The organism is Streptomyces sp. NPDC048504, assembly GCF_043200035.1.
Lineage (GTDB): Bacteria > Actinomycetota > Actinomycetes > Streptomycetales > Streptomycetaceae > Streptomyces.
Genome location: NZ_JBICXA010000020.1, coordinates 55077 through 67757, shown reverse-complemented (window position 1 = coordinate 67757; position 12681 = coordinate 55077). Strand labels below are relative to the sequence as shown.

At 69.9% G+C, this 12681-nt stretch carries 13 protein-coding genes; 6 read left to right on the top strand and 7 right to left on the bottom strand.

Annotated elements, in window-relative coordinates; translation table 11 throughout:
* Nucleotides 1-4 precede the first annotated feature (4 nt).
* Nucleotides 5-754, bottom strand: a complete 750-nt coding sequence (locus ACGFY9_RS39355; RefSeq protein ID WP_393762451.1) for a hypothetical protein — start codon at nucleotides 752-754, stop codon at nucleotides 5-7.
* A gap of 144 nt (nucleotides 755-898) precedes the next feature.
* Between ACGFY9_RS39355 and ACGFY9_RS39350 the strand changes: the two genes are divergently transcribed.
* The 4 genes from ACGFY9_RS39350 (at nucleotide 899) to ACGFY9_RS39335 (ending at nucleotide 4186) form a co-directional block, all read left to right on the top strand.
* Complete coding sequence (locus ACGFY9_RS39350) at nucleotides 899-1837, top strand: diiron oxygenase (protein ID WP_393762450.1); 939 nt, start codon at nucleotides 899-901, stop codon at nucleotides 1835-1837.
* A gap of 148 nt (nucleotides 1838-1985) precedes the next feature.
* Nucleotides 1986-2633, top strand: coding sequence for a TetR/AcrR family transcriptional regulator (locus tag ACGFY9_RS39345; protein ID WP_393762448.1), 648 nt, complete (start codon nucleotides 1986-1988; stop codon nucleotides 2631-2633).
* A gap of 10 nt (nucleotides 2634-2643) precedes the next feature.
* Nucleotides 2644-2958: a hypothetical protein gene (locus ACGFY9_RS39340; RefSeq protein ID WP_393762446.1), complete on the top strand. Its 315-nt coding sequence runs from the start codon at nucleotides 2644-2646 to the stop codon at nucleotides 2956-2958.
* Nucleotides 2959-3061: 103 nt separating this feature from the next.
* Nucleotides 3062-4186: an NlpC/P60 family protein gene (locus tag ACGFY9_RS39335; protein ID WP_393762444.1), complete on the top strand. Its 1125-nt coding sequence runs from the start codon at nucleotides 3062-3064 to the stop codon at nucleotides 4184-4186.
* Here the strand turns inward: ACGFY9_RS39335 and ACGFY9_RS39330 are convergent.
* The 5 genes from ACGFY9_RS39330 to ACGFY9_RS39310 are packed head-to-tail and all read right to left on the bottom strand — an operon-like array spanning nucleotide 4183 to nucleotide 9912.
* Nucleotides 4183-5436, bottom strand: a complete 1254-nt coding sequence (locus ACGFY9_RS39330; RefSeq protein ID WP_393762442.1) for a styrene monooxygenase/indole monooxygenase family protein — start codon at nucleotides 5434-5436, stop codon at nucleotides 4183-4185. The two genes, ACGFY9_RS39335 and ACGFY9_RS39330, sit on opposite strands and share 4 nt — an antisense overlap.
* 37 nt (nucleotides 5437-5473) lie before the next feature.
* A complete protein-coding gene (locus ACGFY9_RS39325; RefSeq protein ID WP_393762440.1) occupies nucleotides 5474-6136 on the bottom strand; it encodes an ATP/GTP-binding protein in 663 nt (220 codons plus the stop codon).
* Nucleotides 6117-6527 (bottom strand): DUF742 domain-containing protein, encoded by a 411-nt coding sequence (locus ACGFY9_RS39320; RefSeq protein ID WP_327401342.1) that lies wholly within the window; start codon nucleotides 6525-6527, stop codon nucleotides 6117-6119. The genes ACGFY9_RS39325 and ACGFY9_RS39320 overlap by 20 nt, the downstream gene beginning before the upstream one ends.
* Nucleotides 6524-7027 (bottom strand): roadblock/LC7 domain-containing protein, encoded by a 504-nt coding sequence (locus tag ACGFY9_RS39315; RefSeq protein ID WP_393762438.1) that lies wholly within the window; start codon nucleotides 7025-7027, stop codon nucleotides 6524-6526. The genes ACGFY9_RS39320 and ACGFY9_RS39315 overlap by 4 nt, the downstream gene beginning before the upstream one ends.
* Nucleotides 7024-9912: a nitrate- and nitrite sensing domain-containing protein gene (locus ACGFY9_RS39310; protein ID WP_393762436.1), complete on the bottom strand. Its 2889-nt coding sequence runs from the start codon at nucleotides 9910-9912 to the stop codon at nucleotides 7024-7026. The genes ACGFY9_RS39315 and ACGFY9_RS39310 overlap by 4 nt, the downstream gene beginning before the upstream one ends.
* 353 nt (nucleotides 9913-10265) lie before the next feature.
* Here ACGFY9_RS39310 and ACGFY9_RS39305 point away from each other — a divergent pair, with 353 nt between their 5' ends.
* Nucleotides 10266-11054 (top strand): hypothetical protein, encoded by a 789-nt coding sequence (locus tag ACGFY9_RS39305; protein WP_393762434.1) that lies wholly within the window; start codon nucleotides 10266-10268, stop codon nucleotides 11052-11054.
* A 21-nt stretch (nucleotides 11055-11075) separates the two neighbouring features.
* Here ACGFY9_RS39305 and ACGFY9_RS39300 read toward each other — a convergent pair whose 3' ends face one another.
* Entirely contained in the window at nucleotides 11076-11579 is a 504-nt protein-coding gene (locus ACGFY9_RS39300) for a MarR family winged helix-turn-helix transcriptional regulator (RefSeq protein WP_393762432.1), read from the bottom strand.
* A gap of 236 nt (nucleotides 11580-11815) precedes the next feature.
* Here ACGFY9_RS39300 and ACGFY9_RS39295 point away from each other — a divergent pair, with 236 nt between their 5' ends.
* Nucleotides 11816-12634: a lysozyme gene (locus ACGFY9_RS39295; RefSeq protein WP_393762430.1), complete on the top strand. Its 819-nt coding sequence runs from the start codon at nucleotides 11816-11818 to the stop codon at nucleotides 12632-12634.
* Nucleotides 12635-12681 lie beyond the last annotated feature (47 nt).

Below are 12681 nucleotides of genomic sequence, written 5' to 3'. Positions count from 1 at the left end.
CCGCCTACTTGATCGGCGTGCGCACCTCCGAGCGCACGCGGAGCACCGTTCCGGCGGCCGACTTCAGGTCCAGGTCCGCGCTGACCCCGCCGAAGGTCATCTCGGCGACCAGCGCGGACGTGTTGCCGTCGGCCCAGGCGCACACCGGGAAGGTGTACATCGGGCCGGCCGAGCTGTCGGTGACGATCTCGCAGCTGATCCCGGTGTCCGAGCCGACCGGGGTGACGTCCTTAGGCGGGACGATCACTGTCTTGCCGGCACCGGCCCCGAAGCCCTTCAGCGCGCCCGCACGGATCGCGCCGGTGTTCCTGAGCCGGCCGGAGAAGCCGGAGATCACCAACGCGCCCTGGCCCGCGTCGCCGTAGAGGCTGTAGCGGGCGACGACGGCGTGGGTGACCCGGGAGTTCCGGCTGTGGGACAGCTTTTCCTCCAGCTCCCGGCCGGTGGTGCCCGAGAGGTCGTGCGCGAGTCGGTAGCGGCCGTCGAGCAGTGTCCCGGGGAGGGTCAATTCGTACTCCGCCTTGGGGAATTCGGCCGCGGTCGCCTCCCGGACCCGCACGATCGCCACGTTGACGACGAAGCCGAGCCCGAGCACCACGGCCAGGACCCGCAGGGCGAGTCGGGTGCGCCGCCGAAGCGGGGAGGGCGGTACCGGGACGGGCTGAACTCCCCAGCCGTGGGCGGCGGACGGGCCGTAGAGGCTCTCCGGCGGTGAAGGCTGCGGGGGCTGCGACGGCGGGGGAGGCATGGACACGCCAGCACCGTACAGGCGTGCGGATCGCCGTCGCGCGGCCAATAAGTCCCGCACGAGGGTTGACGAGCTTGCTGACAAGCAGTCTCATAAGGTGTCGGAGGATGTAACCCCGGGTAACACACCGATCCGCGAGGTGGGAGAACCATGACGACCCTGACCGAAGCCGACGCGGCCGACGGGCTGCGTGACGCGCTCGGGCTGTTGAAGGACCGCGAGCAGGTCGCGGAGCGGTTGCTCGCGTCCTCCGCCAAGCACTCCTTCGACCCCGACAAGGAGCTGGACTGGAACGCGCCTTTCGAGGACGGCAAGTGGTTCTGGCCGCCGGAGCTGGTGTCCCTGTACGACACCCCGCTCTGGAAACGGATGGGCGAGGAACAGCGCATCCTGCTCTCCCAGCACGAGGCCGCGGCGCTCGCCTCGCTGGGCATCTGGTTCGAGCTGATCCTGATGCAGCTGCTCGTCCGGCACATCTACGACAAGGCGGCGACGAGTGCGCATGTGCGCTACGCGCTGACCGAGATCGAGGACGAGTGCCGGCACTCGAAGATGTTCGCGCGGTTGATCTCGCGGGGCGATACGCCCTGGTATCCGGTGAGCCGGGTCCATCAGAACCTCGGGCGGCTCTTCAAGACCATCTCCACGACGTCCGGTTCGTTCACGGCGACGCTGCTCGGGGAGGAAGTCCTCGACTGGATGCAGCGGTTGACGTTTCCGGATGAGCGGGTGCAGCCGTTGGTTCGAGGGGTCACCCGGATCCATGTCGTCGAGGAGGCTCGTCATGTCCGGTATGCGCGGGAGGAGTTGCGGCGGCAGATGATCACCGCGCCGCGATGGTCGCAGGAGTTCACGCGGGTCACTTCTGGGGAGTTCGCACGGATCTTCTCCATCGCCTTCGTCAATCCTGAGGTCTACACGAACGTAGGGCTTGACCGGGCGGAGGCGGTGGCTCAGGTGCGGGCGAGTGGGCATCGGCGGGAGGTCATGCAGAACGGGTCGAAGAAGCTGACGGACTTCTTGGACGACATCGGTGTGCTGCGGGGTGCGGGGCGACGGCTGTGGAAGGCATCGGGGCTGTTGGCTTGATTTCAGAGTGCGAGCCGGCGGGGGCTGGTCGCGCAGTTCCCCGCGCCCCTAAAAGACGGCCCCTTGCAGCCGGCCTGCTTTTAAGGGGCGCGGGGAACTGCGCGACCAGCCACAACGCGACCCGCAGCCGCCCGACTACCCTGCACCCATGCCCCCTGCCACCCCCGCCTACCGTCGCCTGAACGTCGAGGAGCGGCGCAGCCAGCTCCTCGACGCCGCTCTCAGCCTCTTCGCGCACCGCGCCCCCGAAGAGATCTCCCTGGACGACGTGGCGGAGGCGGCCGGGGTCTCGCGGCCGCTGGTGTACCGGTACTTCCCGGGCGGCAAGCAACAGCTCTACGAAGCCGCCCTGCGCTCCGCCGCCGACGAACTCCAGCAGTGCTTCGACGAACCCCGCGAGGGCCCGCTCCTCCCCCGCCTCGCCCGCGCCCTGGACCGTTACCTCGGCTTCGTCGACCAGCACGACGCCGGTTTCAGCGCCCTCCTCCAGGGCGGCAGCGTGGTGGAAACCTCCCGTACGACGGCCATCGTGGACGGCGTACGCAGGGCAGCGGCCATGCACATCCTCAGCCACCTCGGGGTCACCGACCCCGGACCTCGCCTCCGGATGACCGTACGGATGTGGATCACGGCCGTAGAAGCCGCGTCTCTCATCTGGCTCGACGAGGACAAGCAGCCGCCCTTGGACGAGTTGCGGGACTGGCTGGTCGAGCAGTTCGGGGCGGTGCTGTCGGTGACGGCGCGGCGGGATCCGCAGACGGCCGCGCTGGTCCAGGGCCTCGCGGCGGATGGTTGAGACTGGTCCCGTGAAGAGCGAAGAGACCCCGTTCGAGGGCGGCCCGATGGACGGGCGTTCCCTGCCCGTGCTGCTCGGCCCGACCGGCACCCCGCCGAAGACGTACCGCATCCCGGTCCCCGACGACGCCGGCGGCCCGCCCACGGTCCTCGTGTACCGCCGCGTCCCCCGCGCCCGCAGCAAACGGCTCGGCCTCCCCAAGGGCTGGAAGTACGAGTACGACCCTGAAGGCAAGCGCGGCAGCGCACTTAAGTGGCCCTGGTCCAAACCGGACTCCGCACCAGACGCCACGCCGGGCGGCAAGCCGGACGACACCCACGGGTGACGGGGTTACGCCGAACCGCGCACACCCGGCGCGCGGACCCGCCGCCCCCGGCTGATGCTCACGGTGCGGGGCGGAAGGCCCGCCGCGCACCGGAGGTGATGACGTGTCAGGAAGGCTCCTGCGTCTGGTCTGTACGGCGGCGGTGGCGGCCGGCACCGTCCTCGCCCCGCTGCCCGCCGCGGCCGTACCCGAACCGCAGGCGCCCGGACAGCGCCCGGTAGCCGAACTGCTGACGGACCTTCAGACCCTCTACCGCGAAGCCGAACAGGCCACGGAGACGTACAACGCCACCGAGGAGAAGCTGAAGAAACAGCGCGCCGAGGTCGACCGCCTCGACTCCGCGCTGTCCCGCGCCCGCCTCACCCTCCACGACAGCCGCGGCGCCGCGGGCCGGCTGGCCCGCGAGCAGTACCAGAACAGCACCGCCATCTCCCCGTACGTACGACTGCTCCTAGCCCGCGATCCCCAGCACGCGCTCGACGAGGGCCATGTCATCGGCCAGTTGGCGCGGGAGCGCGCCGAGACGGTGGACCGGCTGGTCGGCAGCGAGAAGAAGAGCGACGGCCTGGCCCGGGAGGCCCGCAAGGCCCTGGACACCCAACTCACCCTGGCCGCCCGCCAGAAGAAGGATCAGGACGACGTCCGCAAGCGCCTCGCCGACGTAGAGAAACTCCTCGCGTCCCTCTCCCCCGACCAACTCACCGCCCTGGCAGCCTTCGAGAAGACCGACGTCGACAAGGCCCAGCAGAAACTCGTCACTTCAGGCGCCCTGGGAGACGACCAACGCGAACCCTCCCGAGAGGGCGACCGTGCGCTCCGCTACGCCGTACAACAGATCGGCAAGCCCTACGAGTGGGGCGCGGAGGGCCCGAAGACCTACGACTGCTCAGGCCTGACTTCGGAGGCGTGGGGCCACGCGGGCACCCCAATTCCGAGGACGAGCCAAGAACAGTGGGCCGAGCTGCCAAGAGTCCCGCTGAACGAACTCCGCCCCGGCGACCTGGTCATCTACTTCCCCGAGGCAACCCACGTGGCGTTGTACCTGGGCGCGGGCCAGGTGGTCCAGGCCCCCCGCACAGGCGAGAAGGTCCAGGTATCACCCGTGGCGTCCTACCCAATCCTTGGAGCCGTACGTCCAGATCAGCGCCCCAAAGGGGCGCGGGGAACTGCGCGCCCAGCCACAACGGACCGACAGCCGCCAACTCCCCACAACCCCAACGGCGATTAGGCCCCGGCAACAGAAGCCAGGTACGCCCCAGTCTTCTCCGGCTCATAAAAGAAGTTCTCAAAATCAGCCGGATCATCAAACGCGTTGGCGAACCGATCCGCCACCGGCTGCAACTGCCCAGCAGCACCAATCAGGTTGAGAACATGCTCCGGCGGCGGACCAAGCATCGCGTTCGTCCACTTGGTGACATGCTGCGCCGTGTCCCAGTACCGCTCGAACGTCCCCCGCATCCATGCCTCGTCGAACTCCTTCTCCCCGTTGTCCAGGATCGACGCGAGATACGAAGCGGCGCACTTGGACGCGGAGTTGGACCCCTGCCCGGTGATCGGGTCGTTCGCGACGACGACATCCGCGACACCCAGCACCAGCCCACCGCCGGGCAGCTGGCCCACGGGATTACGGACGGTGGGGGCGTAACGCCCGGCCAACGTGCCACCCGCATCCGTGAGTTCGACGCCCCGCGCCCGCTCGTACTCCCACGGCGTGAACTTCTCCATGAGTTCCAGGGTCAGGGAGAGGTGCTGAGCCGGGTCCTTGACGCCGTTGAAGACGTCCAACGGCCCGCCGGGTATGCCCTCCCAGAACAGGATGTCCGCACGCCCGGACGTGGTGAGCGTCGGCATCACGAACAACTCGCCGACGCCGGGCACCAGGTTGCAGCGGACCGCGTCGAACTCCGGGTGCTCCGGGCGCGGGCCGAGACCATGGACGTACGACACGGCCAGCGCGCGCTGCGGCTCCGTGTACGGGGAACGCTCCGGGTCGCGGGCGAACATCGACACCAGCTCACCCTTGCCCGCCGACACCAGCACGAGGTCGTACGTACGGGAGAAGTAGTCGAGGTCGCCAACTGCCGCGCCGTGGATGACCAGTTGGCCGCCGCGCTGGGCAAACGTCTCCATCCAGCCGGCCATCTTCACCCGCTGGTCGACCGACTGCGCGTACCCGTCGAGCTTGCCCACCCAGTCGATCGCGCGCTGTGTCGGCCCCGGGTCGTGCGAGCCGGGGGCGGCGACCGAGACGCCGAGTCCTTCGATCTTCGGGGCCTGGGACTCCCAGAAGTTCAGCTGGAGATCGCGCTCGTGCCGCAGTGCCGTGGTGAACATGCACTGCGTCGACATGACCCGCCCGGAGCGGATCTCGTCCGCCGTCCGGTTGGACATCAGGGTGACCTCGTACCCGTGCGACTGGAGTCCGAGGGCGAGTTGGAGCCCGGACTGGCCGGCTCCGACGACGAGTATCTTCCGCATGACGGGTGGTGGCTCCTTGGTCGCGACTGCTCGGGGACTACTCGGGGGTGACGTCCAGCGCGTGGCCGACGAGCGCGAGCAGGGTCTCGATGGCCGAAATCCGCCGCCGCGCATCCATGATCATGACAGGTACGTGCGCGGGGATCGTCAACGCCTCCCGCACGTCCTCCGGTTCGAACCGCTCGCTGCCGACGAAGTGGTTGACCGCGACGATGTACGGCAGCCCGCAGCTCTCGAAGTAGTCCAGCGCGGGGAAACAGTCCTTCAGGCGGCGGGTGTCGGCCAGCACGACGGCGCCTATCGCGCCGCGCACCAGGTCGTCCCACATGAACCAGAACCGCTGCTGTCCCGGCGTGCCGAACAGGTAGAGCACCAGGTCGTCGTCGAGCGTGAGACGGCCGTAGTCCATGGCGACCGTGGTGGTCATCTTGCCGGGGGTGGCCGTGAGGTCGTCGGTCTCCTCGCTGGCCTCGGTCATCAGCGCCTCCGTCTGGAGGGGCTGGATCTCGGAGACGGCGCCGACCATGGTGGTCTTGCCGACGCCGAAGCCGCCGGCCACCACGATCTTCGTGGCGACGGGCGCGCGCGTGCGGTCCTGCTGCCAGGGCCGCAACTGCTCCTCGTCGTTGAGGAGTTGCTTCTCGTCGTTGAGGAGCGGGGCGACGCCGTAGGCGGCGGCGTCAGAGACGACGGAGTCCACTCAGCACCTTTTCCAGCAGAGCGCGGTCAGGACGGCCCGTACCGTGAGCGGTTCCGGTTCCGTACACACGGATCTTTCCCTGGTCGGCGAGATCGCTCAGGAGCACGCGGACCACGCCGAGCGGCATCTTCAGCAGCGCGGCGATCTCGGCCACCGTGCGCATACGGCGGCAGAGTTCGACGATGGCCCGCATCTCCGGCATGACCCGGGTGTTGAGGGAACCGTTCGTCAACTCCTTGCGCTCCTCCGGGGCTTCGAGCGCCGCGACGAAGGTCTCCACGAGGAGGACATGACCGAACCGGGTACGGCCGCCGGTGAGCGAGTAGGGGCGTACCCGGGCGGGTTTGCGGTCGCCGCCACGCACCGGGAGCCTGTTGGGCGTACGGCTCATCGCGCACTCCCCGAGGTCGCGTCTTCGAGCGATTTCCTTAGCTCGCTGCGGAGTTCGGGCGTCAGAACGTGGCCGGCGCGGCCGACGAAGAGCGCCATGTGGTACGCCACGACGCTCATGTCGCAGTCCGCGGAGCCGTGCACACCGAGCAGCGAACCGTCGCTGATCGACATCACGAAGAGGCTGCCCTCCTCCATCGCGACCATGGTGTGCTTCACCGGGCCGGAGTCCAGCAGTTTGGCGGCGCCGATGGTGAGGCTGCCGATGCCGGAGACGATGGTGGCGAGGTCCGCGGCGGAGCCTCGCGGTCCGGTGCGCTTGGCTTCGAGAGCTTCCTTGGCCTCGGCGTTCCTCCCCGGATCGGAGGAGAGGAGCAGCAGGCCGTCGGAGGAGACGACCGCGACCGACTGGATGCCGGGCACCTCCTCGACGAGGTTGCTCAGCAGCCAGTGCAGGTTGCGGGCTTCACTGCTCAGTCCGAAGGTACTGGGCGCGGTCAACTGCTTGCCTCCTCGACGGTGCCCCCCGTGGGTTCTTCGGAACGTGCGGTTGCGCTGCGCGGGGCCGGGACCGGGTTCTGGCCGGTCTTCTCGGCGATCTCCGCTTCTACGTCGCGGTAGCCGGCGGAGGCTCCTGCGCGGAAGCCGCCGAGTCTGCGGCGCAGGGCGTCGGCGTCTACCGTGCCGGTCCGCTGGCGCGGGGCCTGGGCGGGTTGGGTGATCTTGGGGGTGCGCTTGGGGAGGCCCTTGTCCGTGACGGGGTCCTCGTCCTGGGCTCGCTCGTGTTCTACGGCTTCGGCTCCGCCATCAGCCGTGAATTCGTTCCCACCCGCACCGGCCGTGACGCTCTCGTTGTCGGGTGCGGGTGGCCCCTGTGGGGCGAACTCACCGTCGACGACCGGCCGTTCGTGCGCGGCTGGCCGTGCGTGGGCGGCTGTCTCTTCGTGCGCGGCTGACCCTTCGTGCGCGCCTGGCCGTGCGTCTGCTGTTCGCGGGGCTTCCGTGACTCCTCGGTCCTCCGGTGTCAGCGGCAGCAGGAGTTCCATCGTCATCTCCGCGGGAGACTCCGGCGGGATCTCCACCGGATTCCTCACCGGGGCCTCCGCCGGCGTTTCCGCCAGGGCCTCCGCCGGGGTCTCCCGTACCGCCTGCTCCGCGAGGGCCACCAGGGGGTCCGTGTGGTCCGAACGGCCGTGCAGGACGTTGGAGTTGGCCTCCGCGGAGGCGCCGGGGAGGGAGTAGGAGTGGGTGTCGCCGGTCACCGGGGTCGCGGAGGGGACCGCTGAGGTGGGGGCTGCCGCGAGCATCGGGCCGGGGAGGACCACCACCGCCGCGATGCCGCCCTGTTTCTGGTCGCGGAGCTGGACTCGGACGCCGTGGCGGTGGGCCAGGCGGGCCACGACGTACAGGCCGAGGCCGAGGCCCTCCTCGCCCTCCTGGTCGTAGGGGGACTCCGGGTCGAACTCGGTGAGGCGGGTGTTGAGGGCGGCCATGCGGCTGACGGTCATGCCGATGCCCTCGTCCTGGACGGAGAGCATGACCTCGCCGTTCTCCAGGAGCCAGCCGGAGATCTCGACGGGGGCGTCCGGCGGGGAGAACGAGCTCGCGTTCTCCATCAGTTCGGCCAGGAGGTGGCTGAGGTCGTCGGCCGCGAAGCCTGCCACGTGCGCGTGCGGGGGGAGTGCCGAGATGCGGACGCGTTCGTAGCGTTCGATCTCGCTGACCGCCGCGCGGACCACGTCGACCAACGGGACGGGTCCGGCGTGCTGTTGGACGTGTTCGGTACCGGCCAGGACGAGGAGGTTCTCGCTGTGGCGGCGCATGACCGTGGCGAAGTGGTCGAGCTTGAAGAGGGTGGCGAGGCGGTCGGGGTCCTGCTCGCGCTCCTCCAGGCCCTCGATGACGGAGAGCTGGCGCTCGACGAGGCCCAGGGTGCGCAGCGCGAGGTTGACGAAGGTGCCGCCGATGCTGGTGCGCAGGCGCTCCAACTGGGTGGCGGAGTCGGTGACTTCGGCGCGGAGTTCCTCGCGGGCGTCGGCCATCTTCTGGCGCTGGCCGACGAGGTGCTTGCGGTCGGCCTCCAGGGTGGCGATGCGCTCGTGGAGGGCGGCGGCGTGCGCGTGCAGGGCATTGACCGAGCGGACGACCTGGGCGAACTCGTCGTTGCGGCCGGTGAACTTGATGGGCTCCTCGGCCGCCGGGTCCTCCGCCTCGGCCAGGCGCGTCGAGCCCCGGCGCAGGACGGAGAGCGGGCGGGTGAGGGTGCGGGCCATGGCGGTGGCGATGCCCACGGCGAGCAGCATGAGAGCGCCGAGGATCGCGACGCGGAGTTCCAGCGCCTTGACGTCGTCGTCGCGGAGCTGGGCGAGGTCCTTGGCGCGGTCCACGTAGAGCGCGGACTCCTCGCCGCGCATCAGATCGACGCGGGCGGAGAGCGCCGCGTCGAGCTTCTTCGTGCTGGTGTCCAACTGGCCGTCGGACAGCGTTGGTTGGGCGGTGAGGGAGGAGAGGTACTTCTCGGCCGAGTTGACCTCGGGCCCGGTGACCGTGGAGTCATAGCCCGCGACGGCGTCCTTCGTCGCGCTGTCGCGGAAGTCGGCGAGGGCGGCGTCGGAGCGCAGCCGGGCCTGCTGGGCGGCGGCGCTGAGGGCGTCGCGCTCCTTCGTCTGGGCCTTCGTGGAGGTGGTCTCGGTGACCGGGAGGCCCGTGATGGAGCTGATGACCGTCTCGGTGGTCGTCGGCACGTTCAGGGCCGCGAGGAGCAATCCCCGTGCGGCGGCGGCCTGTTGGACCGCCGCGTCGAGTTCGGCGAGCGCGTAGGCGCCGGAACCGGCCCGCGGCGGCATCTTCTCCGCCAACTGCTCGGCGAGCCGGTGCAGTTCGGTGATGGCACCGGAGTACGCGACGTGCGCCTCCAGCGCGCTGCTCTTCCCGGTGAGCGCGGCCCGTCGTACGGCGGCGACGTCGTCGAGGTCCGAGCGGAGCGCGGCGGAGATGTCGGTGTCGGCGCGGAGTTCCTCGATCTGGCGGTCGACACGGGCGCTGCGGGTCTCGTCGGGGGACTGGGACTTGGGTCGCCCGGCGGCGATGTACGGGGTGACCGCGTCCCGCTCGTCGGCGAGCGAGTGGGCCAGCGACAGCGCGTCCTGCGTCTGACCGGCGAGGGTCACCAGGTCCTGGGAGTCGCTCAGTTGGCCCGAGGCGGTGACGAGGGAGGGCACACCGGCCGCGGCGATGGCGGCGGCCACGACGGCCACCGCGATGATGAGCCGGTTGCGGACGTGGGTACGGCGTCCCCTGCCCGCGGGGTCGGGCACGGCGGCACCGGTGGCGCCCCCCTGAGGGGCCGTCTGCTTGCCTGTGCGCCGCGGCCGCTTTTTCTGCACCGGTGCTCGCATTCCTGACTCGTGATACCCATGGGCCCGGGTGACGCTCCGTCATCCCGGTACGGCGACCCTCCCAGTGCCGGTAGGCAGTGGTCGCGCATCGTCCGGCCCGCCACCCGAAGGAGTGAACCCCGGACGGGAGTTGGCGGGCAAGTTCCGGCGGCCGCTCCAAAGCCCTCGCGGCGCGCGCCGGTTGGACGTGAGCGGCGGGCTTTGGCAGGATTCGCCGCCACGCATTCCCGGAGTGATCCATTCCAGCCCAAACCAGGCGTCTGACCTGCACGAGTGCGCTCATTCGACCATGAGTGCCAACGTTTCGCGGAGCCTGTGAAGAGGTCGTGCAGACTGGCCGTATGCGTACGGAACTTGTGTCGGAACCCGGCGACCCGGACCGCCCCAACGAGGACTTCGCGAGCGTCGGCCTTCCGGCCTCGGGACAGGGCGGTTCGCTGATCGTCCTGGACGGTGTGACACCGCCGAGAGGAGAGACGGGCTGTCTGCATTCGGTCCCCTGGTACATCGCGCGCCTGGGTGGGGCACTGACCGAACTGACCGTTTCCTACCGGGATCTGACCCTGGCGGAGATTCTCTCCCGGGCGATCCTCCGAACAGCTGAGGCCCACGCCCCCACCTGTGACCTTTCTCACCCACGCACCCCACAGGCAACCGTGGTGCTGGCCCGCTGGTCCCCCCAGGAGGTCGAATACCTGGTCCTCTCGGACTCGGCCCTGCTGGCCGAATCCCCGTCCGGCGCGGTGACCGTCGTCCTGGACGACCGCCTCTCCCGCCTCCCCCGCTCCGCTCTCGCGACGGACGCCATGATCGACACCACGCTCCGTAACAAGGAGGGCGGCTTCTTCACGGCCGCCGCCGATCCGTCGGTCGCGGCCCGGGCGGTGACGGGGTCGCTCCCCCGCGCCGACGTCCGCACCCTCGTCGCCCTGACGGACGGGGCGACGCGATGGGTGGAGAAGTTCGGCCAGGGCGACTGGGCGGACTGCTTCACTCTCGTACGGAAGGAAGGGGCACCGGAGCTGGTGTCCCGTGTCCGCGCCCTGGAGCGGGCCGACGCGGCGGAGCGGACGTATCTGCGCAGGAGCAAGACGCACGACGACGCGACGGTCGTGTACGCCGAGTTGTGAGTCCCCTGGCACCTCTGCTGTCTATTTGCCGATGACGCCGTTCAACTGGTGGAGCAGGCGGGCCAGTTCGGCGACCTCGCGGCGGTCCCAGTGGGAGAGCTGCGTGACGTAGCGGGCGCGCCGGGCCTCGCGGACGTGGGTGACCCGGCGGCGGCCCTCGCCGGTGAGGTCGACCAGCCAGGCGCGGCCGTCCGCCGGGTCGGGCTCGCGGGCGATCAGGCCCAGGTCCTCCAGGGCGCGCAGCTGGCGGGACATCGTGGCCTTGCCGACGCCGATGTAGGCGGCGAGCTCCGTGGCGCGCTGCCGGCCGTACTCCTCCAGCCGGACCAGCAGGCCGTACGCGGCGGACTCCAGGTCGGGGTGGACCTCGCGGGCCATCTCGCCCTGGTTGGCCCGGGCCCGGCGCAGGAGGAACGTCAACTCGCGTTCCAGAGAGAGGTATTCGTGATCCGGGACGAGCTCGTCACCGTCCCCGGAGGGCCGGCCGCCGTTCCTGTCCTCGCCCTTGTGCACGTCAGCACCCATTGGTCCGCTTTCCCGATCGTGAAAGTTTCCGCCAAACACCGTCATCGCCGCAGCTCCGCCAGTATTTCGCAGGGCTAGACCAACGGCGTCGTCCGGACCCCCTTCCCACGCGGTCTTCTCGGTGCGTAGCTTCCTTACCAGGCAATGACTGGCATGGCCACGCCAACATCAACGCACTTTCCCCACTCCCCCACCGCGCTCCACCGCGCCCTCGGAGGCACGCCATGCCCGCGCCCATGCCTGTGCACAGACCCCGACCACCACGCCTGCGGCACCTCTCCCTCGCCCTCGCCCTCTCCGGACTCCTGCTGGCGGGCCTCACGCACCCGGCCGGCGCCGCCACGGTCCCGGCCCGCGGCTCGGCCTACCTGGGCATCGGCGTCCTGGCGCACGACGGCCAGGACGGCACACCCACCGGCGGTGACGCCACCCAGACGGAGGGCGTCGACGTCAGCGGCTACCAGGGCGACGTCGCCTGGTCGACCCTGTGGAGCAGCGGGGTCAAGTGGGCCTACACGAAGGCGACCGAGGGGACGTACTACACGAACCCGTACTTCGCCCAGCAGTACAACGGCGCCTACGACGTCGGCATGATCCGCGGCGCCTACCACTTCGCGACCCCGGACACGACGAGCGGCGCCACCCAGGCCAACTACTTCGTCGACCACGGCGGCGGCTGGTCCAAGGACGGCCGCACCCTTCCCGGTGTCCTCGACATCGAGTGGAACCCGTACGGCGCGTCCTGCTACGGCAAGTCGGCCGCGGCGATGGTCAGTTGGATCGCCGACTTCCTGTCCACGTACAAGTCCCGTACGGGCCGAGACGCGGTGATCTACACGGCGACGAGCTGGTGGTCCGACTGCACGGGCAACTCCGGCGCCTTCGACTCGGCGAACCCGCTGTGGATCGCGCGGTACGCCTCGGACCCGGGGACGCTGCCGGGCGGGTGGTCGTTCTACACGATGTGGCAGTACACGTCGTCCGGGACGACGGTCGGGGACCACGACAAGTTCAACGGGGCGCAGGACCGGGTGGTCGCGCTCGCCAACGGCTGACGTACGGCGAAGGCCCGGGCCCCTCGCGAAAGGGGACCCGGGCCCTC